Origin of the sequence: Bacillus sp. FSL K6-1366 (assembly GCF_037976695.1) — a bacterium.
GTDB classification, from domain to species: domain Bacteria; phylum Bacillota; class Bacilli; order Bacillales; family Bacillaceae; genus Bacillus; species Bacillus subtilis.
This window is the reverse complement of the sequence record NZ_CP150268.1, coordinates 2,820,515-2,846,083: the sequence shown is the minus strand read 5'-3', so window position 1 is coordinate 2,846,083 and position 25,569 is coordinate 2,820,515. Positions and strand designations below refer to the sequence as shown.

The window sequence follows — 25,569 nt, the reverse complement described above, 5'->3', positions numbered from 1 at the left end:
GGAGGTGCAGGCTTATGGCTGAACTTGAAAACCGAAAACAATTTGCACAACTGCTGGCACCTGGCGTCAAAACGCTAAAACTTCATCCTGATTATAAAGTCAGAAGGAAAAAGAACGAAAAAACAGGGCAGTCTTACATAGATAAAATCGCGCTCCAGCTGGGGGTTTCCTCTAACACGATCAAAAGCTGGATTGGACAGATGGGGGCAAACTATATTCCCGGGAGAATCGACGACGGAAAACTGTTCGGAATGATCTGGATCATTCTCGAAAAGACCGACTTGGATATCGAGTGGTTGACCGACTTGCTGGAAGCCACCACTATCCCAGTCATCAAACCCGCATTGCCTGTATGGGCAACATCCTGTTTGAAAAAAGCGAAAACGCTGCGAAAAGACGGATCATTCGGGGCTCCGAGTGAAGACGAAATTGAAAATGTAGTAAAACGGCTGTTTCATGACAGACCCGGCCATGAAACGAATGCGCTTACAGAACAGCCTATCACGCATAATTTACCCTCACGCTGGTCCGGACGCTTTATCGGACGCAGCTTTGATATGGAAGCGATACGGCAATGGATGCTTTCTCCTTCACCAGTCTGTTTAATCACCGGCTGGGCTGGTATGGGTAAAACCACAGTCGCTCTTGAAGCCGCTTATTCCTGTGTCGACGATACTTCAGATTGGCTGGCGTTCAACAGTATCATTTGGGTCAGCGCTGATTGGAAAGGATTGAGCTTTAGCGATTTTTTAAATACGATCGCCTATCAGCTCGGACGCACAGAACAAATCGATAAATCAATCAATGAAAAACGATTCGTCGTCCGCAATGCGTTAGCCAATTACACAAGAGAAAAACCGATCCTGCTGATTGTTGACAGCATTGATACTGCAGAACGTGACATTCATGAATTTATCACCAGCCTTCCGCAAGGCGTGAAAGTTCTCCTCACAGCGCGGGAAAACGTAAAGCAAACCTATCGGGAAAGCTTCGGAGAAATGACAGCTATTCAGCTGAGCGGCCTTGAGCAAACAGATGCCTTGGATTTTTTTCAGCAAGAAGTGCACCGATGCTTACAAACATGCAACATTCAAAATAAACGGGAAAAGCTGGAGCAGCTGTTACATCTATCATCTGACCTGAAAAACGAATTCATTTCAGCGACTGCCGGAAACCCGAAAGCCATGGCACTCAGCATTGCCTATATGTCAGACGATGACATCCCCGCTCAGCAGCTGATTCATGAGCTTGGAAAAGCAGGCTACTCACTGCTGGAATTGTTTGAATTCCTCTTTGGCCGCACCTGGGATAGATGCAATGAAGATACGCGAAAGCTCTGGCAGACGCTTTGCTTTTTCAGCAAGCCGCCTGATGAAAAAAGCTTGGCGGCAGCAGCCGGATTAGACGCCCGCCGTTTTCATTACGCTATGGAGCAAATGCGGTCATATGCGCTGATTCAGCCGGAACGAAGCCAAGGCAGGACACAATACTTAGCGCACCAAACCGTTGTCGCTTACGGAGAACAGCACTTGTCCGAACAGCACGAATATGAAAAAGAAGCCCGCAATCGCTGGGCTCACTATTATATTGATTATGCCGAAACCCATTTAAAGCGGGAACAGCCCAACTCTATCTATTGGAGCTACCTGCTGGGACGGAACTTAGATCAAATGAAACAAGAATGGCCAAACATCTTAAAGGTCATCCAATGGGCAAGTGAAACCGATCAAAAAGAAATCCTAATCGAACTCATCACCCGCATCAGCCATTTTCTAAGCAGAATCAACCTGCCCCTGCGAATCGAATACGGGCGCAAAGCCGCCGACGCCGCCCATCAATTAGGCCAACACATACGAGAAGCGTACTTCCGAATCGACACAGCAGGCTGGGCTCTGATGGAAGTCAATGATTTAGACAGGGCCTTACAGCAAATTGAAGCCGGGCTGAGGATTCTGGAACAATCAGACGTTCACGATGCCTATGATCTAAAGGTTTGGGGACACGCACTCAAAGCAAGGCTTTTTTTAAAAGACGGGCAACAGGAAAAAGCAGAGACCATTTTAAACGAAATCGAAAATCAACCGATTTCCCCTACGATTCAACACAGGGTTCTATTGGTTCGCGGAGACCTAAGCTTTGCGAGAGACCTTGATGAAGAAGCCATTCAACTATACGAAGCGGCAAATGAGATCAGCTCCACGTACGGCGGCGAAAAAACGATAGAAGCCTATTTCAATTTGGGTGTTGCTTATGTGAAGTGTGACCAGTTTGAGAAAGCGGAAGAAGCCTTTGAGCAAATGCTCTATGACAAACATAACGCCAATCAGGTTGAGTTGATCTATTATTTTTACGGGATGGCGCAGCTGTTGAACCGTAAAGGAGAGAAAACGAAAGCGATGGAATCTAATCAGAGAGCGATTCGTTTGATTGATTCGTGGGAGCCTGCGATTGGGATTCGGGGAGAGGTGGAACGATTGGATATTGTCTTTTAAAAGATAAATAAATTGTAGCTAGTTGTATGAGCTTTAAAAAATACCCATGTCCTGGTTGTTATTAAAGATAAAAAAGGTATCTTATCAGTACAGCAACTGATTAAGCTACCTTTTTTGAATAAATAAACATTTCACAGAACACAAATTCAAAAGTGAACTTTTTAACAACAAATGGTTAATACTTATTACATCAGCATTAATGCTGTACTGTAATATAATGTTTTAGTTCACCTGACCAATATCTTCCTCCCCAATCTTGTGCAACATGCACATCATACTTTCCTGCTGGAAGATTTTTCGTTGAAAAACTCACACGAAAATTGCGTGAACCAATACTATGCCAGAATTGCTTTCTGGTTATTTCTTTTCCTTTATTGTTTGATAAAATTACTGCAAAACCATTATCTAAATCCCTAGCCAGAGTACCAGTAACCACAATAGAAGTAGCTCTTTTCGTATATGTATTAGCATCTGTTTTAAATTTGATTGTACCTTTCGAATCCATAGCTAAGGCTTCTGACCCACCTGCAAAAATGACAACCCCTAAAAGAGCTGCTGTAAACAGGATCATTACTAACTTTTTCATCTTTAGAATTCCTCTTCTCTTTTACTATTTTAAATCCACACTTACAATAACATATTTTTCTAAAAAAACGAAGGTTTTTCCACATCTTTCTTCTAGGATATAATTAAGTTTGGTAGAAATATATCGATATTAATGCAAACTTAAGATTCTTTTTGAACAAAATCTGCTTTTAATCTATTTGAAATGAAGCTTAAAATTTGAAGTATCATCTATAAAGCTTTGACGAGGTGTCCAATAAATCCATATACACGAATAAAAGAAAGTGCTAGACAAATACACTTTTATAAATTTCGAAAATTTACCCACTACTTCCTCATGCTCTCTATTGAAAAAATTAAATTTATAGGTTTCTTATATTTCATGAACCTTAATATAGAGTATTTCTGAGTTGTAATAATATCTTTAAACAAAAATGGATTTTAACAGATTTATACCTGCTTTCAAAGTTAAATTGCAAATACATGCTAAAAAAATAATACAGAAGAATTCCTAAAACATATAAGTATCTAAATTCATGAATAAATGTTATCTTAGCATTCGGATGAAATCAACAGCCATACTTCGGTATATCTAGAGTCATTCAATTAAACGGAACTTAGTACAATAAAACCCAAATTGGTAAACTCAGCTTGTATAGAAACAATTTCTCCACAAGCCTTTTTGTTTTATAAAGATTTCTTTAATTGAAACAGAAAAAAGCTCCCATATACTAAGATCTGCTTGGTTAGGGAGATGTGAGTAATCACGTTAGGCGGATGTGAGTAATCACGTTAGGCGGATGTGAGGAAGAAATTGTTCGCACACATTTCATTAGCCTGCTCGTAATAAAGAACAAGTGATTGTTTTCACCTGCAAAATGCGCGCTATTTTTTCATAGAATTTTTTCCTGAGACTTTAAATTGGTTTTTTCCAACCTCTTCTTTTCTTATGGTCTTCTCATACATGCTGGGTGATGACTTTTCGACAGTTCTTTGACTTTGTGCGGTTCTAAAGCAGCGGGTATTGAACATATTTTAGAATTGATCTATATCATCGATAGCCTTTTCGGTCAGTTATTGTGTATGTGATTTTTGTGTATCTTTTCGATTGTTTACCTTGTGCATTTACTCTTGTTGGACATTGGCTTTAAGATAAGTGAAGACATGTCCGCCCATTATATTATGATTGATGGCCTAAAGTAAAATTTTATCAAAAACATCTTGTAAGTTGGTTGTATTTTTATAAAGCTAGTGTATTTCTTCCAGTTTATAGTAAGCGGTGCAGAATATTATATCGTCGTTGATATTCAAATTCAAGAAATCATCTGTTACGCCCTATTATCGTTACTTCCCCACTAAACCCGCCATCAAAAGGCCTGCTACAATCAATAATAAGAGTAAAAGAATACAAAGTGCTAGGATAAAAATAGAAAGATACTTAGCAATCCCTTTAGGTGCTTTGAATGCTAGAATACTCCCCACAACTATTCCAAGAATTCCAAGCGCCCAATGGATGTGGGGTAGAAAACACAATGTGAATAACAGGATGATAAATGACACTATCCCTAAATATTTCCTCATGTCTCCCCCTTTCTCTTTCCTTCCATTAAATCAAAAAGAAATTTTAACTTATAATTTGTTGTATATTCTTAAGATCTTAAAATATAGAGTACCATATTTTTTGAGATGTATGGTACTCTACTCTAAGTTTTCTATTCACTTGCTACAAGGTCTAGTATTTTATCAGCAAAAGCATTTGCAATAATTTCTCCCTCTTCTTTCGTATAATAAGGGACTTCCATTTGCATTGAACCCCTTAGGGCTACCCTTGCCGCTGTAATATCAGGATTATCTCCAATCATGATATTACTCGCATTCAGTCTCAAATTATTTTCATTACTATTAAATTTATTTTTATAAAATAGCTTATATCTTGAGAAAACAAGACTATTATAATACTCTTGAACTGCATTTAAAATTGGCTTAGTGTCATTATTAAATAAAATTTGTGAGATGTTAATAGCATCAATATCTCCAAGGAAATCCGAATTATCAAAGTTACCAGCCGATGTTTTTGTACCAATCAAGTCGTAAGCAGCTTTATATGTTCTTGTTTCATTGTCGCCGCTATACTTATCTCTATTTTTATATACATCTGCAGCAACAGTAAATAAATCACCACCCCACCCTGCTAAATCTTGCTGTGTAGTTCCAACTAACGGAAGATTCGCATACAATAAAGCAGATAATGTAGCCATAAGATGAGGAAAATCAATAACTTCAGATTTTGAAACGGGATCAGTTGCATAGACAAAACTATTTTCTCCTACAGCATTAATAACATACTCCTCAAAGTCTTTATCAAATTGTCCAGAAGTTAATGTCCATATTAATGATTCATATCTTTTGCGGCGATAATAGTTGGTTGTAAGCTTATTCGCTTGATTAATGTCATTGTTTGTAAATTGAAGTCCTAAAAGTTGAATTTCATATAATTGCTTGTATAGCTCTTGATTGAGATCAGTTGAGAAATCAAGACTTGAAGCCCCATTATCCAGTCCCGACTTAATATTATTGTCTATTTCAATTTTACTGTCTTCTGAACCAACACTAATAGTTGAAATTTGATCAAATGCCCAATTTTTTGGCAATGGATAGCCTAAATTTGCACTAAATCCCGTGGACATATCACTTACAAAACTGGTTGTTGCCCAACCTTTCTCCGATACTTGACTGCAAACATTCCGGGCTCCATATATTCCAACTTTGTAACGGTTCCCCAGATATTTCATTTGTTCATTAATACCCTTAAAGTGTGGAAGAATTTTGTTAGTTATATCATCTCCTAAAGCGTCAAAATCCACGGCAAAATATATTGTTGTTCCATTTTTAAATCCATAATTTTTGGCAGCTGTAAAAGCATCTTGAGCATCTCTTTTCCCTTGAGCTTCACTGAAATGTCTTGAATTATTCCCATAAGCTTGATATATCGGAAAAACAGTTAAACCAGCATTAAAAATAGTTTTTAATTCGCCAGGTTTTATTTTTTTCTCCAATCCTCCTGGAATGTCTACAAGATAACGACCAATAGTTTCATAGCCTGCATTTTTTAAAGCTTTAGCTCTAGCAGGCGTAACTTCTGTTATACAATCACAAGCTGTTCCCTTGCGATTAGGATCTCCTTTACTCTGCAACAAAGAAAGCCAAGTTTGTTTTCCTGTAACTCCATCGGCTGGCAACTTAACAAACTGTTGGAATTCACTTACTACATTTTTTAATAGTGTGCTGTACTGTCCATTGAAATCTCCTGGATTGAAATCATTTACATATAATGCATATTGAAGGAGCTTAACGAAGTTTGCATTAGTATTCCCTATGCTCAGAGTTGGTAAAAGGTTGGTCGTAGAAGGCCCTATTGATCCCGTTTGTAGAGAGGGAGCAATTCCCTCTTCTGTTTGAATACCGTATATTAAAGCTTTATTAGTCCCTCTTTGGTAGTAACCATCACATGGTTGGACTCCAGATGTTTTGTAATATTTTGAATTAAGATCTCTTTGCATTTCTCTAATTCTAGAATTACCACCAGATGTGAGCACATAAGCATCCATAGTTAAAAATGCTTTAAATATATAGGAATAAACTTTCCCGTCACGAATAGGCAGTCCCGCATCAGTTTGTAATTTAATTACTGCAGCTTTAGTCCCTTCTCCAAAAGTTCCTGTAAATCCAGTTGGATTGTAACCTTTACAATACATTGCTCCTTGAAGAATTAGTACAATTCTTTTTCCTTTGTCATCAGTAGGCACACGCCCAATTTCCATTTCTCCCCATGATTTGTACGCCACTTCAGTTCCTGGTCCAAAATTATCAGCAGGTGTAGAGATTCCAAGTTCAATCTGCAAAGCCCTAGTTAAAGCATACATCGTGGACCAACCAGTTTTCCCACTTTCAGGAGCTGGAACGAAGCCAGGCTTTCCTGAATAAGCAGCATTTACCCATAGTTGTACTTTCTGAATCATTTCATCCATTATGGTCACCTCTTTCATAGTATTCATATCTAGGTGGCAAGCGTATGACAAGAAAACCCTTCTCAGTTGAGAAGGGTTTCATCATAATATGGCAAACTTCATCAATAAGCTTTTTTGCAAGACATTTTAAATTAATACCTGCAATTATTGAAAAAGTAAGCGGAGTCAACAATAAAATATATACCTACTTTTCACCTTATAAATAAAAAAGATGCTTCCTCTAAAGTCCAGTAGACTTTTGGAAGCATCCTCAATGAATGTTATCTTTTTGTTATTTGTGCACGGGTGATGAAAAACGCTCAAACCCTTGGTATATCAAGGGTTTTCGCCGTTTGATTACATCATACCACCCATACCGCCCATGCCGCCCATATCAGGCATTCCGCCGCCAGCGTTTTCTTCTGGCTTGTCAGCGACAACGGCTTCTGTTGTTAAGAACATTGCAGCTACAGACGCAGCGTTTTGAAGAGCTGAGCGTGTAACTTTCGTTGGGTCAACGATACCTTTTTCGATCATGTTTACCCATTCACCAGTTGCAGCGTTGAAGCCTACGCCGATTTCTTCGTTTTTGAGGCGTTCAACGATGACAGATCCTTCAAGACCAGCATTGTGTGCGATTTGACGGATTGGCTCTTCAAGCGCGCGAAGCACGATGTTGATACCTGTTTGAGCATCGCCTTCAGCTTCAACTGCAGCGACTTTGTTATATACGTTTACAAGCGCTGTACCACCACCGGATACGATGCCTTCTTCAACAGCTGCGCGAGTTGAGTTCAGGGCGTCTTCGATGCGAAGTTTACGCTCTTTCAGTTCAGTTTCAGTCGCAGCGCCGACTTTGATGACAGCTACGCCGCCAGCAAGTTTAGCAAGACGCTCTTGTAATTTTTCTCTGTCGAATTCAGAAGTTGTTTCTTCCACTTGAGCGCGGATTTGAGTCACGCGGGCAGAAATTTTGTCTGTTTCGCCAGCGCCTTCAACGATTGTTGTGTTTTCTTTAGTAACGACAACTTTAGAAGCGCGTCCCAATTGAGCGATTTGAGTAGATTTCAGGTCAAGGCCAAGATCTTCTGTGATGACTTCTCCGCCAGTAAGGACAGCGATGTCTTCAAGCATTGCTTTACGGCGGTCACCGAAGCCAGGAGCTTTAACAGCAACTGCGTTGAATGTGCCGCGAAGTTTGTTCACAACAAGTGTTGCAAGTGCTTCGCCTTCAACGTCTTCTGCGATCAGAAGCAATGGTTTGCCTTGCTGAACAACCTGCTCAAGCACAGGAAGGATTTCTTGAATGTTTGTGATTTTTTTGTCTGTGATTAAGATGTAAGGATTGTCAAGAACCGCTTCCATCTTATCAGAGTCAGTTACCATGTAAGGAGACGCATATCCGCGGTCGAATTGCATACCTTCAACAACTTCAAGCTCAGTTGTGAAGCCTTTAGACTCTTCGATTGTGATAACGCCGTCGTTTCCTACGCGCTCCATTGCTTCAGCGATAAGGCTTCCGACTTCCTCATCAGCAGCAGAGATCGCAGCAACCTGAGCGATAGACTCTTTGCCTTCGATTGGCTTAGAAATTTCTTTTAAGTTTTCGATCGCAACCGCTACAGCTTGTTCCATACCTTTACGCACGCCTACAGGGTTAGCGCCTGCTGTTACGTTTTTAAGGCCTTCACGGATCATTGCTTGCGCAAGAACTGTCGCAGTTGTTGTACCGTCACCGGCAACGTCGTTTGTTTTGCTGGCTACTTCAGCAACAAGCTTAGCACCCATGTTTTCAAACGCGTCTTCTAGCTCGATCTCTTTAGCAATTGTTACACCGTCATTTGTGATTAACGGAGAACCGAATTTTTTCTCTAGAACCACGTTGCGTCCTTTTGGTCCTAAAGTTACTTTAACAGCATCAGCAAGTGCATCGACACCGCGAAGCATTGCGCGGCGAGCTTCTTCACTAAACTTAATTTCTTTTGCCATGTTTACAAGACCTCCTCAAATGTTTTAAGTATTGTTTATTTAAGAATTAGCCAATAACAGCTAAAATGTCGCTTTCACGTAAGATTAAGTATTCAGTACCTTCGTATTTCACTTCAGTACCTGCGTATTTTGAGAAGATAATGCGGTCGCCCTCTTTTACTTCTAAAGCAACGCGCTCTCCGCTTTCTAACACGCGACCTGAACCAGCTGCCACGATTTTGCCTTCTTGCGGTTTTTCTTTTGCAGAATCCGGCAACACAATTCCGCTGGCAGTTTTTTCTTCAGATTCTACGAGTTCAATGACAACGCGATCACCTAATGGCTTTAACAATGTAATAACCTCCTCAATAGTATGAATATGTAATTTTAGCACTCAGCACTAAAGAGTGCTAACACAATTCTTATAATAAAGAATCTCCCTTCCAATTTCAAGTGATAAGATAAAAAATTTTTCACGCTTACATCATTCTTTTCCGCTCCCTTTTCCGTTAGCTTTTTCACCCCCGTACCGATTATGTTACAATAGCTGTAGATGAACGAAACCCACTTAACAAAGGAGTACATACCATTTGAGAAAACAGTATTGGTTTATTATTTTGACATATATCATCATGCAGTTTTCCGCATTAATCGCGATTCCCTTGTTATTTAAATTCGGTTATGCCGGAGGACAGCCTACAGATGAAAATATGCTGCATGCACAAGGATTATGGTCCGTTATCAGCTTTATCGCCTGTCTCGTTGTTGTTCTGCTCATTCTGAGAACCGTTCCGAAAGAAACGCTGCGAAACGGACAGAAGGACTCAATCGGACTCTCTATCCTTTGGGCGATAGCCGGTTTTTTCATTGCCCTTTTCTCTCAAGGAATAGCAGGCTCTATTGAATATTATGTTTTTGGCATCGGAAGAGAATCAGAAAATACACAAGCGATTCTGGATGTCATTCAGGCAGTCCCGATCATGATTATCGTTTCTTCCGTCATCGGGCCTATATTAGAAGAAATCATCTTCAGAAAAATCATTTTCGGCGCGCTCTACGAAAAAACGAATTTCTTTTTCGCAGGACTGATCAGCTCGGTTATCTTCGGTATTGTTCACGCTGATTTGAAGCATCTCCTTCTATATACAGCAATGGGTTTTACCTTTGCCTTTTTATATGCGAGAACAAAACGGATATGGGTGCCGATTTTCGCCCATTTAATGATGAATACATTCGTCGTCATCATGCAGCTTGAGCCTGTTCGGAATTACCTTGAACAGCAGAGCACACAAATGCAATTGATTATTGGAGGATTATTTTTATGAGAAACCCGGTAGTTTGGGGAATGATCTACTTTGCCGTAGGGTGCATCTTTACTTATCTTGCCGCAAGCTCGCCAGGCAGCATGTGGTCATTTTACTCCATCCTGCTGATGGTGTTCGCCGCTTACAACATCAGCATTTCTTTTAAGATGTTCGCCTTTTCATTTAAAATCAAAAAGAACCAAAAATAAAGAAAATCCATTTCTAAATGAGAAATGGATTCAAATTAAATCCTAAAACGGCTTTCGTTTTAGGATTTTGTCATTTTCAGCGTGGTTGAAAACCCTTGAAGTCTAGGAAAGGCGAGCATCGGAGCGGAGCGAATGTTTTCATTCGTGAGCACCAACGCACAGGCTTGACAACGAATGCGGGGGGTTTGTCAACACGCTGAATCCATTTCTCTCATGAGAAATGGATTTTTTATTATTGCCCCGAAGACACGTCCTGATCGGCAGCACTGCTTTTCTGCGCTTTCCGATAGGCGGCCTTCGATATAAGGATACTGATTTCATATAAAATCAAAAGCGGGACTGTGACCATCATATGGGACAGAAGCTCAGGCGGTGTAATCAGGGCTGCGATCACCAGCAGCGTAAAATACGCATACTTTCTGATTTTCGCCAAGAACATCGGTGTCACAATTCCGAGCCTGGTCAAAAACATGAGGATGACCGGCATTTGGAACAGCAGTCCAAACGGAATCGTCAGCTGCAGAAGAAAATGAAAATATTCATTAATTCCGATCACCTGATTGACATTCAAGTCCTGAGAAATCCGCTTCATAAAATCAACAACAAAAGGAAATAAAATATAATATGAAAAAGATAAGCCCGCTAAAAACAGCAAAATAGAGATCGGAATGTAGCTGAGCGTTACTTTGCGCTCTTTCTCATAGAGACCCGGACTCACAAAAGCCCAAAGCTGATAAAGAATAACCGGCGAGGTCAGGACTATGCCGATGATAAACGCAAATTGCATAAACACATAAAGCGGGTCTGTCAGGTTAAACGCGTTAAGCGTAAGCTGCTTCGCTTCATCTGTTTCTTGCAGATACACAATAATCGGCTTCGCTAAAAAAAATCCAGCAATAAAGAAAACGACAAACGCCAGCGCTACAATCAGCAACCGTTTTCGAAGCTCAGCAATATGCTCCAGCAGCGACATTTGATTCACTTTCATTCGTGTCATCCTAACTTACTGATCTTCTTTCTTTTTTTCCTCTTCATCACTCGTTAATCCTTTTGTAGCGTTTTTGAATTCACGAAGTGTGTCTCCCGCTGCTTTACCCAATTCAGGCAGCTTTTTGGGACCGAAGATAATCAGAGCAACGATTGCGATAACAGCAAGGCTTCCAGGACCGATCGGCATATTTGGGCTCCTCCTTTCCCTCTATTCGATTTCCTCTAAAACTGAATAATGCTTCAAAAAATAAACCAGTGACTGAAGCTCAACTGCTAAATCTATATGATGAATTCGAATGTGTTCCGGCACATTCAAACGGGCCGGCGTAAAATTAAGGATTCCCTTGATTCCTAATGCGACCAATCTGTCTGTAATGGATTGAGCGGCAACTGCTGGCACTGTAAGAATGGCAACTGATTCATCTTTTACGTGTTGTTCAAGGTCATCAAGGTTATAGACGGGCACGCCGCCTACCTCAGTTCCTATTTTACTCTCATTTATATCAAAAGCCATAGAAATTTTTGTGTTATTATTTTTTGTGAAATTATAGTGAAGAAATGCCGTTCCCAAGTTCCCGACACCAATCAAGATGACGTCTGTCATCTCATCCTGATCAAGCGTTTTCCGGAAAAAAGACAGCAAATAATCCACATTATATCCGTATCCTTTTTTGCCAAGAGCTCCAAAATAGGAAAAATCCCTCCGAATCGTGGCAGAATCAACCTTTACGGCATCACTGAGTTCAGCGGATGATACACGCTGTTTTCCTGACGCATGAAGATTCTTTAAAAAGCGATAGTAAAGCGGCAGCCGTTTCGCCGTCGCCTGCGGAATTTTTGATTGATCCTTATTCATTTTTGGTCCTCCAAATTATACTCGGATAGTTCTCTTTTAAAGTCACCGTTTTTCCCGCCTGTCTTCTCCAGCAAGAAAGTAGGGCCGATGACCATCCCCTTATCAAGGGCCTTGCACATATCGTAAACGGTAAGAGCGCACACCGATGCAGAAGTGAGCGCTTCCATTTCCACACCTGTACTCCCTTTCGTTTTGACCTGTGCTTTTATATGAAGTATAACTTCTGCTTCTTTTATTTTCCAGTCAAACGATATATCTATCCCGCTCAATGAAAGCGGATGGCACATCGGAATGATATTCGACGTTTGCTTTGCGGCCATAATGCCTGCCACCTGTGCGACAGCCAGTACATCTCCTTTGCCGATATCGTGACTCTGTATTTTCTCGTACACTTCATTCTTCATGTGTACGCTTGAAACAGCCGCCGCAGTACGGACAGTCGAAGATTTTTCGCTAATATCCACCATCTGGGCTCTGCCCTGTTCATTAAAATGAGAAAATCCATTCATATTAAAACGCTCCTTAAACAGATCATACACTATTTTCTTCTCTATGTCTTATATGGCCAATGTATTGTTTGCTGACTTCTGGTTCATAAGCTACACTTAACTTATTATAGCAGAGGTGAAATAATATGATGATCTTACAAGTTAATCAGCTGTCCAAATCGTTTGGTGCTGATACTATTTTAAACAATATAAAGCTGGAAGTCAGAAATCGTGATCGCATCGCCATTGTAGGAAGAAATGGCGCCGGAAAATCCACGCTCCTTAAAATTATCGCAGGCCAGCTTTCGTATGAAAAGGGCGAAATTATTAAACCGAAAGATATTACAATGGGATATCTCGCCCAGCATACTGGCTTGGATTCTAAGCTTACCATAAAAGAAGAGCTGCTGACTGTTTTTGACCACTTAAAAGCAATGGAAAAGGAAATGCGGGCTATGGAAGAAAAAATGGCGGCAGCTGACCCGGGTGAATTAGAAAGCATCATGAAAACCTACGACCGCCTTCAGCAGGAATTCAAAGATAAAGGCGGCTATCAATATGAAGCGGATGTAAGATCTGTGCTGCATGGTCTCGGCTTCAGCCATTTTGACGATTCTACACAGGTTCAAAGCCTCAGCGGAGGCCAGAAAACAAGACTGGCTTTAGGTAAGCTTCTGTTAACACAGCCTGATTTGCTCATTCTCGATGAGCCGACAAACCATCTGGATATTGATACGCTTACCTGGCTTGAGCATTATTTGCAAGGCTATTCAGGCGCCATCCTCATCGTTTCGCATGACCGCTACTTTTTGGACAAAGTAGTAAACCAGGTATACGAGGTATCAAGAGCAGAAAGCAAAAAGTATCACGGCAACTACAGCGCTTATCTCGACCAAAAAGCCGCGCAGTATGAAAAAGATCTGAAAATGTATGAAAAGCAGCAGGACGAGATTGCAAAGCTGCAGGACTTCGTAGACCGAAATCTGGCGAGAGCCTCTACCACCAAAAGGGCACAAAGCCGCAGAAAGCAGCTTGAGCGAATGGAAGTCATGTCAAAACCGCTTGGCGATGAAAAATCCGCAAACTTTCATTTTGATATTACAAAACAGAGCGGAAATGAAGTCCTTCGTGTTCAGGATCTCACAATCAGCTATGAAAACCAGCCGCCGCTTTTAACAGAAGTGTCATTCATGCTCACAAGAGGAGAAAGCGCAGCGCTTGTCGGCCCTAACGGAATTGGTAAATCGACATTGCTGAAAACATTGATAGACACCCTAAAACCAGATCAAGGAACGATCTCATACGGCTCAAATGTCAGTGTCGGCTATTATGATCAGGAACAGGCTGAGCTGACTTCCTCTAAACGTGTCCTTGATGAGCTGTGGGACGAGTACCCCGGGCTCCCAGAAAAAGAAATCAGAACGTGTCTCGGAAATTTCTTATTCTCCGGAGATGACGTGCTGAAACCCGTCCATTCACTGAGCGGGGGCGAAAAAGCAAGATTGGCTCTAGCTAAGCTGATGCTTCAAAAAGCCAACTTTCTCATCCTTGATGAACCGACAAACCATCTGGACTTAGACAGCAAAGAAGTTCTCGAAAACGCGCTGATTGATTATCCAGGTACACTGTTATTTGTCTCACATGACAGATATTTTATTAACAGAATCGCCACAAGAGTATTGGAGCTTTCTTCAAGCCATATAGAGGAGTATCTGGGAGATTACGATTATTATACTGAGAAAAAAACAGAGCAGCTTGAATTGGAGAAAATAAATCAGCAAGAAGAAACTGAAAAAACGCCAGCTACTGTGAAGTCTGACTCCAAACGTTCCTACGAGGAAGAAAAAGAATGGAAAAAGAAAGAGCGCCAACGACTCCGTCGGATTGAAGAAATTGAAACCACTGTTCAAACCATTGAAGAAAACATCAGCCGCAATGATGAATTGCTATGTGACCCTGAAGTCTATCAGGATCATGAAAAAGTACAAGCTATCCATGCAGACAATGAGAAGCTCAATCAGGAGCTGGAATCTCTTTTGTCCGAATGGGAAGAACTATCCACAGAAGAAGATTAAAAAAGTCAAGCACCTCTTTTTAGAGGTGCTTTTTATCCACAGAACATACCCTAATAAGCAAAACAAAGTAAGCGCTTTATACACAATATCCACAAAATATTCTGAATTTATCCACTTTATTAACAGCGACTTCAGCCCTTTATCCATCTATATCTCTATAATTACTCACAGACATGTGGATAAATTGTGAATTATCTGTTAATAACAAACATATAAAAAGTCTCACGCTATTATCTCGTGAGACTTTGATAAGAAGTCAATTCAAGGCCGGGCTGGCCATTCATATCATATGCACCGCGAATTCCTTTTTCAAAAGCAATTGTACCAGCAGCAGCAATCATCGCAGCATTATCCGTGCATAAAGCTAATGGAGGAATGACAAGCGTAATCCCTTCATGCTGGGCAAATTCCTTTTCTAATGCAGCTCTGAGGCCTCTGTTTGCAGCTACTCCTCCGGCTAAAAGGACCTGTTTGACATCATATTCCTTTGCCGCGCGCGCCGTTTTGGTTACCAAGACATCGATCACACTATTTTGGAAGCTGGCAGACAAATCTTCCGGAGCAATCTCTTGCCCTTTTTGGGATGCATTATGAAGCGTATTGATCACCGCAGACTTCAATCCGCTAAAGCTGAAGTTGTAAGAGCCTTCTTCAAGCCATGCGCGAGGAAGCGGAATATTGTCATTCCCTTTTTCAGCTAGCTTGTCAATTTGCGGTCCACCCGGATATGGCAATCCCATCGTCCGCGCCACTTTGTCGTAGGCTTCTCCTGCCGCATCATCAAGGGTTTCCCCAATGACTTCAAATGATCCATGTTCCTTCATATAAACCAGTTCTGTATGGCCTCCTGAAACGACCAATGCCAGTGCCGGGAACACGATGTCTTCTACAAGACGGTTCGCGTATATATGACCGGCTATATGATGAACGCCTACTAACGGAATGTTATGTGCAAAGCTCAATGCTTTAGCGGCATTTACTCCAATAAGAAGCGCCCCCACCAGTCCCGGACCTTCTGTTACTGCAATCGCATCAATATCACTATACGTCATGCCAGCTTTGCGAAACGCCTCTTCTATAACCAAAGTGATTTGTTCAACATGATGTCTTGAAGCAATTTCCGGAACAACGCCTCCGAAGCGCTTATGGCTTTCAATTTGAGAGGCTACTACGTTTGAAATGATCTCTTTCCCGTTTTTTACAATAGCTGCAGCAGTCTCATCACAGCTTGTTTCAATTCCTAATACGTACATGTCTTTTTGCTCACTCATTTATCGTCACCCACATAATTAACGCATCTTCCCCGTTATCAGTATAATAGTTCTTTCTTATTCCGCCGGGCTGCATCCCGAATTTCTTATATAAGCCTTGAGCAGGATGATTCGAAACCCTCACTTCAAGCGAAAGCCGCCTTGCGTCTTTTTCTTTGCACAGTTCAACAGCTGAGCGAAAAAGCGTTTCTCCTAAAGACTGGCCGCGATACTCTGGTTTTATTGCTATATTTGTAATCTGGGCATCATCCATCACAATCCAAATCCCACAATACCCAACAACATGGCCGTCCTTTTCAATCACGAGATAATGAGCATACGGATTTTCCAGCAGCTCATGATAAAACGAATCCTTCGTCCAAGGAGACGTAAAGGAGGATGCTTCGATTTCGTATACGTGATCTATATCTTCAAGCCGCATATTTCTGACCGCTGCTTTTGTTTTCATCCTATCACCCTACTTTTGACTTTCAATCCATTTCGCTTCAGCTTCTGCCAGCCGCAAGTAATCCGGGACAAGCCCATGAACATCAGCTGCTTCCTTTTCCTTCCCGAGAAAAGCCAATTCTGAAGGACGCGGGTTATGCTGGACGGCAGTTCCAATGAATCCTTTTGTTCTAAGAACATCCTCTATCATCTGCTTGTGAATAGAAGTGTCGTGACCTAAAAACAAAACAGGACGATCCTCTTCTTTTAACATCTCCAGCCAATCTGCCAGCATCACATTTTGATCTGGAACAACTTGCTCTAAAAGTCCATTTTTATATTGATACAGACCTGTGTACACCTGTCCCCGTCTAGCATCAAAGATTGGGCTGATCAGACCGTCAAAATGCCGGCCATTTGCCGCAAGCGTCTCAAGACTTGATACAGCACTTATTGGAATGTCTAAAGACCAGGCAAGTGTTTTGGCCAATGTCACACCTATTCTTACTCCTGTGTATGAACCAGGGCCTTTTGCAACGACAATTTTAGAAAGGTCCTGCGGTGCCATATCACAATCATTCAGCAATGAATGAACAGCAGGCATCGCTCTTACAGAGTGGTTCTTTTTCAAATATGTAATGTATTCTGCTATAACAGTGTCTTCTCGAAGCAGCGCAATGCCCAATGTATAATTTGATGTATCAATTGCTAATATTGTCATGTCTACTTAACTCCTCACAAAGCATTTCATACCGATTCCCGACAGCAGTAAAGGTAATTTCCCGCTCATCATCACCAGCTCTTTTGATGACAATTTGCAGTCGCTCCTGCGGCAGCTGTTCTTCAATTAAATGAGCCCATTCAACGAGACAGACACCTTGTCCGTGAAAATATTCATCAAGTCCCAAATCTTCACTTTCATCTTCCATTCTATACACATCCATGTGATAAAGAGGAAGTACGCCATCGTTATATTCTTTTATAATTGTAAAAGTCGGACTGTTTACAACACGTGTAATTCCCAGCCCTTCTGCAAAACCTTTCGTAAAAGTCGTTTTTCCAGCACCTAAATCGCCCTCTAATGTCAGGACGTCTCCCGGTTTAGCAAACGATGCCGCAAGCTTGGCAATTGCTTTTGTTTCTTCTGGATTTACAGTTCTCCATTTTAATTGCTTCACACGAGTCACCCGTCTTATTTAAAATGATTATATCCCTTTTTCTCTAAGATCATTGATGTTTGATCTGTTTTTAGGATCACTTTAGATTTTGTTTTTTCCCTGACATGGCCAATCTTTGTAATGGGAAGTTGACGTGCTGCGCACTGCTGCTTCAACACTTCCCACTCCTCTTTTGAAACCGTCCCTGTCAGCTCAAAATCCTCACCGCCAAACAAAGCCCATTCTTTCCAGTTAGGATGAAGCTTAGGCAAATCAGAATGAATTGGAAGCATGCTTTCATCAATTTCAATTGAAACACAGCTGGCTTCTGCAATCTCGTTCAGTTCACTAGCCAATCCGTCACTAACATCATTTAAAGCTGCCCGTTTAAAACTCGAGCATAATCTGCCGACGCTTACTCTTGGCTCAGGCCGTTTATGCCTATGGATAAAGTAATCCGTTTCCACAGATGAGTTTTGAGGATTAGTCTCTTCCAGCAATAAAGAAAGCCCTGCTGCAGAAGAACCGATTTCACCGGTTACAAACACAATATCATCCGGTTTTGCCAAGCTCCGCAAACAGGCCTGCCCCTTTTCAATTTCACCGATCACAGTGACTGTAACGACTAATTTGTCAGCGGTAGAAACTGTATCGCCGCCAATCAGATCCATCTGATATAGTTTCGCCAGTTCATTCATTCCTTCATACATCGCCTTGATTTCAGATTCAGTCCATTTTGAAGGTACCGCAAGTGATACCAGATAAAACTTAGGAATGCCTCCCATCGCGGCAATATCACTTACATTAACGGCTAACGCCTTGTACCCGATATCTTCAGGTGAGGAATAGTGTAATTTGAAGTGCACGTCTTCTACCATAGTATCAACACAAACAATTTCCTGAACGCCGTGTTTCGCAGTGTAGAGCGCTGCATCATCACCTATTCCTACATCAACGGAAGAATGGTGAATGGTCCGCGGAGTAATGCTATGTATCAAATCAAATTCATCCATGAACCAAAATCTCCTTTCAACCCTGCTTATGCCTATATGTGCTCTTCCTAGTTTATCGAATTTTGCTTAAATATCCAAGATGTTCCCGATATAAAGAAAGCTTGGCTATGACACCAAGCAGAAGATATAGTAAAAGAAAACACAAAAAAAACGAAAACATGATCGTTTCGTTTACATTAATGGCGGTCCGGACGGGACTCGAACCCGCGACCTCCTGCGTGACAGGCAGGCATTCTAACCAACTGAACTACCGGACCATATTTGTATAAGATTATTTTAGTTGTACCCTTAGGGCACTCCTTATTTAATCATATATTTGGTTGCGGGGGCAGGATTTGAACCTGCGACCTTCGGGTTATGAGCCCGACGAGCTACCGAACTGCTCCACCCCGCGATGATAAAAGTAATGCTTGGCGGCGTCCTACTCTCACAGGGGGAAACCCCCGACTACCATCGGCGCTGAAGAGCTTAACTTCCGTGTTCGGTATGGGAACGGGTGTGACCTCTTCGCTATCGCCACCAAACAAATTGAGAGTGTTCTCTCAAAACTAGATAACAGGTGTGACATCATTCAAAAATATGGTTAAGTCCTCGATCGATTAGTATCTGTCAGCTCCATGTGTCGCCACACTTCCACCTCAGACCTATCAACCTGATCATCTTTCAGGGATCTTACTTCCTTGCGGAATGGGAAATCTCATCTTGAGGGGGGCTTCATGCTTAGATGCTTTCAGCACTTATCCCGTCCGCACATAGCTACCCAGCGATGCCCTTGGCAGAACAACTGGTACACCAGCGGTGCGTCCATCCCGGTCCTCTCGTACTAAGGACAGCTCCTCTCAAATTTCCTGCGCCCGCGACGGATAGGGACCGAACTGTCTCACGACGTTCTGAACCCAGCTCGCGTACCGCTTTAATGGGCGAACAGCCCAACCCTTGGGACCGACTACAGCCCCAGGATGCGATGAGCCGACATCGAGGTGCCAAACCTCCCCGTCGATGTGGACTCTTGGGGGAGATAAGCCTGTTATCCCCGGGGTAGCTTTTATCCGTTGAGCGATGGCCCTTCCATGCGGAACCACCGGATCACTAAGCCCGACTTTCGTCCCTGCTCGACTTGTAGGTCTCGCAGTCAAGCTCCCTTGTGCCTTTACACTCTGCGAATGATTTCCAACCATTCTGAGGGAACCTTTGGGCGCCTCCGTTACCTTTTAGGAGGCGACCGCCCCAGTCAAACTGCCCACCTGACACTGTCTCCCCGCCCGATAAGGGCGGCGGGTTAGAAGGTCAATACAGCCAGGGTAGTATCCCACCGATGCCTCCACCGAAGCTGGCGCTCCGGTTTCCAAGGCTCCTACCTATCCTGTACAAGCTGTACCAACATTCAATATCAGGCTGCAGTAAAGCTCCACGGGGTCTTTCCGTCCTGTCGCGGGTAACCTGCATCTTCACAGGTACTATAATTTCACCGAGTCTCTCGTTGAGACAGTGCCCAGATCGTTGCGCCTTTCGTGCGGGTCGGAACTTACCCGACAAGGAATTTCGCTACCTTAGGACCGTTATAGTTACGGCCGCCGTTTACTGGGGCTTCAATTCGCACCTTCGCTTACGCTAAGCGCTCCTCTTAACCTTCCAGCACCGGGCAGGCGTCAGCCCCTATACTTCGCCTTACGGCTTCGCAGAGACCTGTGTTTTTGCTAAACAGTCGCCTGGGCCTATTCACTGCGGCTCTCTCGGGCTTGCACCCTAACAGAGCACCCCTTCTCCCGAAGTTACGGGGTCATTTTGCCGAGTTCCTTAACGAGAGTTCTCTCGATCACCTTAGGATTCTCTCCTCGCCTACCTGTGTCGGTTTGCGGTACGGGCACCTCTCACCTCGCTAGAGGCTTTTCTTGGCAGTGTGGAATCAGGAACTTCGCTACTATATTTCGCTCGCCATCACAGCTCAGCCTTATGGGAAACGGATTTGCCTATTTCCCAGCCTAACTGCTTGGACGCGGATATCCAATACCGCGCTTACCCTATCCTCCTGCGTCCCCCCATTGCTCAAATGGTGAGGAGGTGGTACAGGAATATCAACCTGTTGTCCATCGCCTACGCCTTTCGGCCTCGGCTTAGGTCCCGACTAACCCTGAGCGGACGAGCCTTCCTCAGGAAACCTTAGGCATTCGGTGGAGGGGATTCTCACCCCTCTTTCGCTACTCATACCGGCATTCTCACTTCTAAGCGCTCCACCAGTCCTTCCGGTCTGGCTTCACAGCCCTTAGAACGCTCTCCTACCACTGTTCGAAGAACAGTCCGCAGCTTCGGTGATACGTTTAGCCCCGGTACATTTTCGGCGCAGAGTCACTCGACCAGTGAGCTATTACGCACTCTTTAAATGGTGGCTGCTTCTAAGCCAACATCCTGGTTGTCTAAGCAACTCCACATCCTTTTCCACTTAACGTATACTTTGGGACCTTAGCTGGCGGTCTGGGCTGTTTCCCTTTCGACTACGGATCTTATCACTCGCAGTCTGACTCCCAAGGATAAGTCATTGGCATTCGGAGTTTGACTGAATTCGGTAACCCGGTAGGGGCCCCTAGTCCAATCAGTGCTCTACCTCCAAGACTCTTACCTTGAGGCTAGCCCTAAAGCTATTTCGGAGAGAACCAGCTATCTCCAGGTTCGATTGGCATTTCACCCCTACCCACACCTCATCCCCGCACTTTTCAACGTGCGTGGGTTCGGGCCTCCATTCAGTGTTACCTGAACTTCACCCTGGACATGGGTAGATCACCTGGTTTCGGGTCTACGACCACGTACTCATGCGCCCTATTCAGACTCGCTTTCGCTGCGGCTCCGCATCTTCTGCTTAACCTTGCACGGGATCGTAACTCGCCGGTTCATTCTACAAAAGGCACGCCATCACCCGTTAACGGGCTCTGACTACTTGTAGGCACACGGTTTCAGGATCTCTTTCACTCCCCTTCCGGGGTGCTTTTCACCTTTCCCTCACGGTACTGGTTCACTATCGGTCACTAGGGAGTATTTAGCCTTGGGAGATGGTCCTCCCGGATTCCGACGGAATTTCACGTGTTCCGCCGTACTCAGGATCCACTCAGGAGAGAACGAAGTTTTGACTACAGGGCTGTTACCTCCTATGGCGGGCCTTTCCAGACCTCTTCATCTACCTCGTTCCTTTGTAACTCCGTACAGAGTGTCCTACAACCCCAAGAGGCAAGCCTCTTGGTTTGGGCTAATCCCGTTTCGCTCGCCGCTACTCAGGGAATCGCATTTGCTTTCTCTTCCTCCGGGTACTTAGATGTTTCAGTTCCCCGGGTCTGCCTTCTCATATCCTATGAATTCAGATATGGATACCACTCCATTACGAGTGGTGGGTTTCCCCATTCGGAAATCTCCGGATCAAAGCTTGCTTACAGCTCCCCGAAGCATATCGGTGTTCGTCCCGTCCTTCATCGGCTCCTAGTGCCAAGGCATCCACCGTGCGCCCTTTCTAACTTAACCGTTAAAAAGAATCACTATGTGATATCTTGTATTACTAATTGAATGTGATGTCTACTGTTATCTAGTTTTCAAAGAACACGTTTCGAAGGAATGATCCTTCAAAACTAAACAAGACAGGGAACGTTCTGTTTATAAGACCCAAGGTCTTATATTCCGTATAATATCCTTAGAAAGGAGGTGATCCAGCCGCACCTTCCGATACGGCTACCTTGTTACGACTTCACCCCAATCATCTGTCCCACCTTCGGCGGCTGGCTCCTAAAAGGTTACCTCACCGACTTCGGGTGTTACAAACTCTCGTGGTGTGACGGGCGGTGTGTACAAGGCCCGGGAACGTATTCACCGCGGCATGCTGATCCGCGATTACTAGCGATTCCAGCTTCACGCAGTCGAGTTGCAGACTGCGATCCGAACTGAGAACAGATTTGTGGGATTGGCTTAACCTCGCGGTTTCGCTGCCCTTTGTTCTGTCCATTGTAGCACGTGTGTAGCCCAGGTCATAAGGGGCATGATGATTTGACGTCATCCCCACCTTCCTCCGGTTTGTCACCGGCAGTCACCTTAGAGTGCCCAACTGAATGCTGGCAACTAAGATCAAGGGTTGCGCTCGTTGCGGGACTTAACCCAACATCTCACGACACGAGCTGACGACAACCATGCACCACCTGTCACTCTGCCCCCGAAGGGGACGTCCTATCTCTAGGATTGTCAGAGGATGTCAAGACCTGGTAAGGTTCTTCGCGTTGCTTCGAATTAAACCACATGCTCCACCGCTTGTGCGGGCCCCCGTCAATTCCTTTGAGTTTCAGTCTTGCGACCGTACTCCCCAGGCGGAGTGCTTAATGCGTTAGCTGCAGCACTAAGGGGCGGAAACCCCCTAACACTTAGCACTCATCGTTTACGGCGTGGACTACCAGGGTATCTAATCCTGTTCGCTCCCCACGCTTTCGCTCCTCAGCGTCAGTTACAGACCAGAGAGTCGCCTTCGCCACTGGTGTTCCTCCACATCTCTACGCATTTCACCGCTACACGTGGAATTCCACTCTCCTCTTCTGCACTCAAGTTCCCCAGTTTCCAATGACCCTCCCCGGTTGAGCCGGGGGCTTTCACATCAGACTTAAGAAACCGCCTGCGAGCCCTTTACGCCCAATAATTCCGGACAACGCTTGCCACCTACGTATTACCGCGGCTGCTGGCACGTAGTTAGCCGTGGCTTTCTGGTTAGGTACCGTCAAGGTACCGCCCTATTCGAACGGTACTTGTTCTTCCCTAACAACAGAGCTTTACGATCCGAAAACCTTCATCACTCACGCGGCGTTGCTCCGTCAGACTTTCGTCCATTGCGGAAGATTCCCTACTGCTGCCTCCCGTAGGAGTCTGGGCCGTGTCTCAGTCCCAGTGTGGCCGATCACCCTCTCAGGTCGGCTACGCATCGTTGCCTTGGTGAGCCGTTACCTCACCAACTAGCTAATGCGCCGCGGGTCCATCTGTAAGTGGTAGCCGAAGCCACCTTTTATGTTTGAACCATGCGGTTCAAACAACCATCCGGTATTAGCCCCGGTTTCCCGGAGTTATCCCAGTCTTACAGGCAGGTTACCCACGTGTTACTCACCCGTCCGCCGCTAACATCAGGGAGCAAGCTCCCATCTGTCCGCTCGACTTGCATGTATTAGGCACGCCGCCAGCGTTCGTCCTGAGCCAGGATCAAACTCTCCGATAAATGGATCACAGGTTAAGTTCACCGCATCCTGCGGCGACACCTGTGTGACCTGCGTCGTGCAGGCCCTAGTTTGACTGACTACGCACATCGCTGTGCGATTTATAAAAATGAATTAACAGGTACGTTTTGTCTTGTTTAGTTTTCAAAGATCATTCAATAATGGAGCGGGTGATGAGAATCGAACTCACGACATCAGCTTGGAAGGCTGAGGTTTTACCACTAAACTACACCCGCGTGGTATCTTAAATGGCGCGCCCGAGAGGAGTCGAACCCCTAACCTTTTGATCCGTAGTCAAACGCTCTATCCAATTGAGCTACGGGCGCTTATCAAGCGACTTAACTATCATACTATCATTTGATGGTGAAGTCAAGAAGTTTTTTAAAATGTTTTTTCGAATCTTTTTCAATTCGACTTTTCTTATTATACACATTTTTAAAATCTTGTAAACACCTTAGAAAAACTTTTTTTGTTTTTCGTTTTGTTTCACGCTGTTCATCAGCGACGTTTAATAATATACCATGCCTGTTTTATTTGGTCAACACTTTTTCTGTATTTTTTTATTCTCTTCTTTCACCCCTTCTCATGTATATATTTTATCTCATCTTACAAATAATATAAGAAAATCTCTTAAGAAGAAATGAGGCGTGTTATGTATTACTACAAAGAGGAACTGATTAATATCATTAAACCGGACAAACCAGACCCGGCAGCTGCTAAGGTCCTGCAGGAGATATTAGGCGGTCATTACGGAGAAATGCGTACAATGATGCAGTTTTTTTTCCAAAGCTCTAATTTCAGAGGAAAGCAGAAACAGTACCGCGATCTGCTTCGCGGCATTTTTTTAGAGGAGATTGCCCACGTTGAACTGGTTCAAAACACAATCAATGCTTTATTAGATGAATCAGGCGGTGAAGGTGTCGGCAGTCAAGGTGCAGATCAAGCACCACTTAATGAAGCCGTTAAACATGCTAATCCTCATCATTATATTATTGGTGCGCAAAGTTCCCTTCCCGTTGATGCAGGGGGCAATCCGTGGAACGGGTCGTGGGTGTATAACCACGGAAACTTAATTACTGACCTGCTGGATAACCTGCTTCTTGAGTCGACAGGTGTGCTGCAAAAAACAAGAATTTATGAAATGAGCTCTAATCAGACGTTCCGCGAAACACTTGCTTTTCTGATTGTACGCGACAATGCTCACCAGAATGCATTCGCGAAAGCGCTCGAGACATTGGGCGTTGAGTGGGCGAAGCTCCTCCCTGTACCGAATTATGACATTAATAAATATCCTGAGTGCAGAAAGTATGTCGAATTAGGCTACCATAATGCACAGTTTAACTTTAGGTTGGATGAAACGAGAATCGGTGAAATCTATCAAGGGAAATCTCCAAGCCGAAATGGCGGAGAGTTACAAGTAATAGATCCTCCGGCAGGGTTTCCCGTACCAGTGCTTCCTGAAATACCGAATGAACACAGTCCTGGGTTAGGCGATATGAATGCTTAATCCAGTGGGAAGGTGCT

Annotated in this window: 18 protein-coding genes, 4 tRNA genes and 3 rRNA genes; 5 read left to right on the top strand and 20 right to left on the bottom strand. The window is 43.6% G+C overall.

The genetic code is table 11. The features are described from left to right. The first annotated feature begins 14 nt into the window (after positions 1–14). Positions 15–2,492 carry a glucitol operon transcriptional regulator GutR gene (gene gutR, locus MHI44_RS14940; protein ID WP_339202295.1) on the top strand — a complete coding sequence of 826 codons (2,478 nt, stop codon included), beginning with the start codon at positions 15–17 and terminating at the stop codon, positions 2,490–2,492. Positions 2,493–2,688: 196 nt separating this feature from the next. Here the strand turns inward: gutR and MHI44_RS14935 are convergent, their stop codons facing one another. From MHI44_RS14935 to groES, 4 genes are all read right to left on the bottom strand, one after another. Further along, on the bottom strand, positions 2,689–3,078 hold the full coding sequence (locus MHI44_RS14935; protein WP_024573002.1) for a hypothetical protein: 390 nt from the start codon (positions 3,076–3,078) through the stop codon (positions 2,689–2,691). Between the two features lie 1,690 nt (positions 3,079–4,768). After that, positions 4,769–7,084: a glycoside hydrolase domain-containing protein gene (locus tag MHI44_RS14930; RefSeq protein ID WP_326214479.1), complete on the bottom strand. Its 2,316-nt coding sequence runs from the start codon at positions 7,082–7,084 to the stop codon at positions 4,769–4,771. Between the two features lie 336 nt (positions 7,085–7,420). Further along, a complete protein-coding gene (gene groL, locus MHI44_RS14925; protein ID WP_003234067.1) occupies positions 7,421–9,052 on the bottom strand; it encodes a chaperonin GroEL in 1,632 nt (543 codons plus the stop codon). 46 nt (positions 9,053–9,098) lie between these two features. Beyond that, on the bottom strand, positions 9,099–9,383 hold the full coding sequence (gene groES, locus MHI44_RS14920) for a co-chaperone GroES (RefSeq protein WP_003155970.1): 285 nt from the start codon (positions 9,381–9,383) through the stop codon (positions 9,099–9,101). A gap of 238 nt (positions 9,384–9,621) precedes the next feature. Here groES and MHI44_RS14915 point away from each other — a divergent pair, with 238 nt between their 5' ends. Together MHI44_RS14915 and MHI44_RS14910 are read left to right on the top strand one after the other, a co-directional pair. Continuing rightward, complete coding sequence (locus tag MHI44_RS14915) at positions 9,622–10,356, top strand: type II CAAX endopeptidase family protein (protein ID WP_285300193.1); 735 nt, start codon at positions 9,622–9,624, stop codon at positions 10,354–10,356. Then, a complete protein-coding gene (locus tag MHI44_RS14910) occupies positions 10,353–10,544 on the top strand; it encodes a YdiK family protein (protein ID WP_003225680.1) in 192 nt (63 codons plus the stop codon). The genes MHI44_RS14915 and MHI44_RS14910 overlap by 4 nt, the downstream gene beginning before the upstream one ends. A gap of 232 nt (positions 10,545–10,776) precedes the next feature. On the opposite strand, the gene tatC is transcribed toward MHI44_RS14910, so the two are convergent. Genes tatC through moaC form a run of 4 tightly spaced genes read right to left on the bottom strand, consistent with a single transcriptional unit; the run spans position 10,777 to position 12,899 of the window. After that, positions 10,777–11,541, bottom strand: coding sequence for a twin-arginine translocase subunit TatC (tatC, locus tag MHI44_RS14905; protein ID WP_015252680.1), 765 nt, complete (start codon positions 11,539–11,541; stop codon positions 10,777–10,779). A gap of 6 nt (positions 11,542–11,547) precedes the next feature. Then, on the bottom strand, positions 11,548–11,721 hold the full coding sequence (tatAY, locus tag MHI44_RS14900) for a sec-independent protein translocase protein TatAY (protein WP_003234072.1): 174 nt from the start codon (positions 11,719–11,721) through the stop codon (positions 11,548–11,550). A 21-nt stretch (positions 11,722–11,742) separates the two neighbouring features. Then, entirely contained in the window at positions 11,743–12,390 is a 648-nt protein-coding gene (locus MHI44_RS14895; protein ID WP_003234073.1) for a redox-sensing transcriptional repressor Rex, read from the bottom strand. Continuing rightward, positions 12,387–12,899, bottom strand: a complete 513-nt coding sequence (moaC, locus tag MHI44_RS14890) for a cyclic pyranopterin monophosphate synthase MoaC (protein WP_047182181.1) — start codon at positions 12,897–12,899, stop codon at positions 12,387–12,389. The genes MHI44_RS14895 and moaC overlap by 4 nt, the downstream gene beginning before the upstream one ends. A 125-nt stretch (positions 12,900–13,024) precedes the next feature. On the opposite strand from moaC, the gene MHI44_RS14885 reads away from it, so the two are divergent. Further along, entirely contained in the window at positions 13,025–14,953 is a 1,929-nt protein-coding gene (locus tag MHI44_RS14885; RefSeq protein ID WP_029317385.1) for an ABC-F family ATP-binding cassette domain-containing protein, read from the top strand. Positions 14,954–15,183: 230 nt separating this feature from the next. Here the strand turns inward: MHI44_RS14885 and tsaD are convergent, their stop codons facing one another. The 12 genes from tsaD to MHI44_RS14825 all read right to left on the bottom strand — a co-directional run bounded on the left by tsaD (position 15,184) and on the right by MHI44_RS14825 (position 24,371). Continuing rightward, entirely contained in the window at positions 15,184–16,224 is a 1,041-nt protein-coding gene (gene tsaD / locus MHI44_RS14880) for a tRNA (adenosine(37)-N6)-threonylcarbamoyltransferase complex transferase subunit TsaD (protein WP_003234076.1), read from the bottom strand. After that, positions 16,217–16,672: a ribosomal protein S18-alanine N-acetyltransferase gene (rimI, locus tag MHI44_RS14875; RefSeq protein ID WP_015252683.1), complete on the bottom strand. Its 456-nt coding sequence runs from the start codon at positions 16,670–16,672 to the stop codon at positions 16,217–16,219. The genes tsaD and rimI overlap by 8 nt, the downstream gene beginning before the upstream one ends. Positions 16,673–16,681: 9 nt before the next feature. Beyond that, complete coding sequence (gene tsaB, locus MHI44_RS14870) at positions 16,682–17,371, bottom strand: tRNA (adenosine(37)-N6)-threonylcarbamoyltransferase complex dimerization subunit type 1 TsaB (protein WP_339202293.1); 690 nt, start codon at positions 17,369–17,371, stop codon at positions 16,682–16,684. Then, positions 17,352–17,828, bottom strand: a complete 477-nt coding sequence (tsaE, locus tag MHI44_RS14865) for a tRNA (adenosine(37)-N6)-threonylcarbamoyltransferase complex ATPase subunit type 1 TsaE (protein ID WP_319621433.1) — start codon at positions 17,826–17,828, stop codon at positions 17,352–17,354. Before tsaE ends, tsaB begins: the two co-directional genes overlap by 20 nt. Before the next feature lie 14 nt (positions 17,829–17,842). Then, positions 17,843–18,820: a thiamine-phosphate kinase gene (gene thiL / locus MHI44_RS14860; RefSeq protein WP_339202289.1), complete on the bottom strand. Its 978-nt coding sequence runs from the start codon at positions 18,818–18,820 to the stop codon at positions 17,843–17,845. Positions 18,821–19,000: 180 nt separating this feature from the next. Beyond that, a tRNA-Asp gene (locus tag MHI44_RS14855) sits at positions 19,001–19,077 on the bottom strand. A 60-nt stretch (positions 19,078–19,137) separates the two neighbouring features. Then, a tRNA-Met gene (locus tag MHI44_RS14850) sits at positions 19,138–19,214 on the bottom strand. Between the two features lie 14 nt (positions 19,215–19,228). Further along, positions 19,229–19,344: ribosomal RNA gene (gene rrf, locus MHI44_RS14845) — 5S ribosomal RNA — on the bottom strand. Between the two features lie 55 nt (positions 19,345–19,399). Continuing rightward, a 23S ribosomal RNA gene (locus MHI44_RS14840) occupies positions 19,400–22,327 on the bottom strand. 170 nt (positions 22,328–22,497) lie between these two features. Continuing rightward, a 16S ribosomal RNA gene (locus MHI44_RS14835) occupies positions 22,498–24,047 on the bottom strand. The 16S, 23S and 5S rRNA genes sit together here with 4 tRNA genes alongside, the layout of an rRNA operon. Before the next feature lie 160 nt (positions 24,048–24,207). Continuing rightward, positions 24,208–24,281 (bottom strand) — tRNA-Gly (locus MHI44_RS14830). A gap of 13 nt (positions 24,282–24,294) precedes the next feature. Then, positions 24,295–24,371 (bottom strand) — tRNA-Arg (locus MHI44_RS14825). 326 nt (positions 24,372–24,697) lie between these two features. On the opposite strand from MHI44_RS14825, the gene MHI44_RS14820 reads away from it, so the two are divergent. Beyond that, positions 24,698–25,552, top strand: coding sequence for a manganese catalase family protein (locus tag MHI44_RS14820; RefSeq protein WP_021481617.1), 855 nt, complete (start codon positions 24,698–24,700; stop codon positions 25,550–25,552). Positions 25,553–25,569 lie beyond the last annotated feature (17 nt).

Bases quoted from the DNA above. Each gene is read 5' to 3' on its own strand.
- gutR (WP_339202295.1), top strand. From the start codon at position 15: ATGGCTGAACTTGAAAACCGAAAACAATTTGCACAACTGCTGGCACCT.
- MHI44_RS14935 (WP_024573002.1), bottom strand. From the start codon at position 3,078: ATGAAAAAGTTAGTAATGATCCTGTTTACAGCAGCTCTTTTAGGGGTT.
- MHI44_RS14930 (WP_326214479.1), bottom strand. From the start codon at position 7,084: ATGGATGAAATGATTCAGAAAGTACAACTATGGGTAAATGCTGCTTAT.
- groL (WP_003234067.1), bottom strand. From the start codon at position 9,052: ATGGCAAAAGAAATTAAGTTTAGTGAAGAAGCTCGCCGCGCAATGCTT.
- MHI44_RS14910 (WP_003225680.1), top strand. From the start codon at position 10,353: ATGAGAAACCCGGTAGTTTGGGGAATGATCTACTTTGCCGTAGGGTGC.
- tatC (WP_015252680.1), bottom strand. From the start codon at position 11,541: ATGACACGAATGAAAGTGAATCAAATGTCGCTGCTGGAGCATATTGCT.
- tatAY (WP_003234072.1), bottom strand. From the start codon at position 11,721: ATGCCGATCGGTCCTGGAAGCCTTGCTGTTATCGCAATCGTTGCTCTG.
- MHI44_RS14895 (WP_003234073.1), bottom strand. From the start codon at position 12,390: ATGAATAAGGATCAATCAAAAATTCCGCAGGCGACGGCGAAACGGCTG.
- moaC (WP_047182181.1), bottom strand. From the start codon at position 12,899: ATGAATGGATTTTCTCATTTTAATGAACAGGGCAGAGCCCAGATGGTG.
- MHI44_RS14885 (WP_029317385.1), top strand. From the start codon at position 13,025: ATGATGATCTTACAAGTTAATCAGCTGTCCAAATCGTTTGGTGCTGAT.
- tsaD (WP_003234076.1), bottom strand. From the start codon at position 16,224: ATGAGTGAGCAAAAAGACATGTACGTATTAGGAATTGAAACAAGCTGT.
- rimI (WP_015252683.1), bottom strand. From the start codon at position 16,672: ATGAAAACAAAAGCAGCGGTCAGAAATATGCGGCTTGAAGATATAGAT.
- tsaB (WP_339202293.1), bottom strand. From the start codon at position 17,371: ATGACAATATTAGCAATTGATACATCAAATTATACATTGGGCATTGCG.
- thiL (WP_339202289.1), bottom strand. From the start codon at position 18,820: ATGGATGAATTTGATTTGATACATAGCATTACTCCGCGGACCATTCAC.
- MHI44_RS14820 (WP_021481617.1), top strand. From the start codon at position 24,698: ATGTATTACTACAAAGAGGAACTGATTAATATCATTAAACCGGACAAA.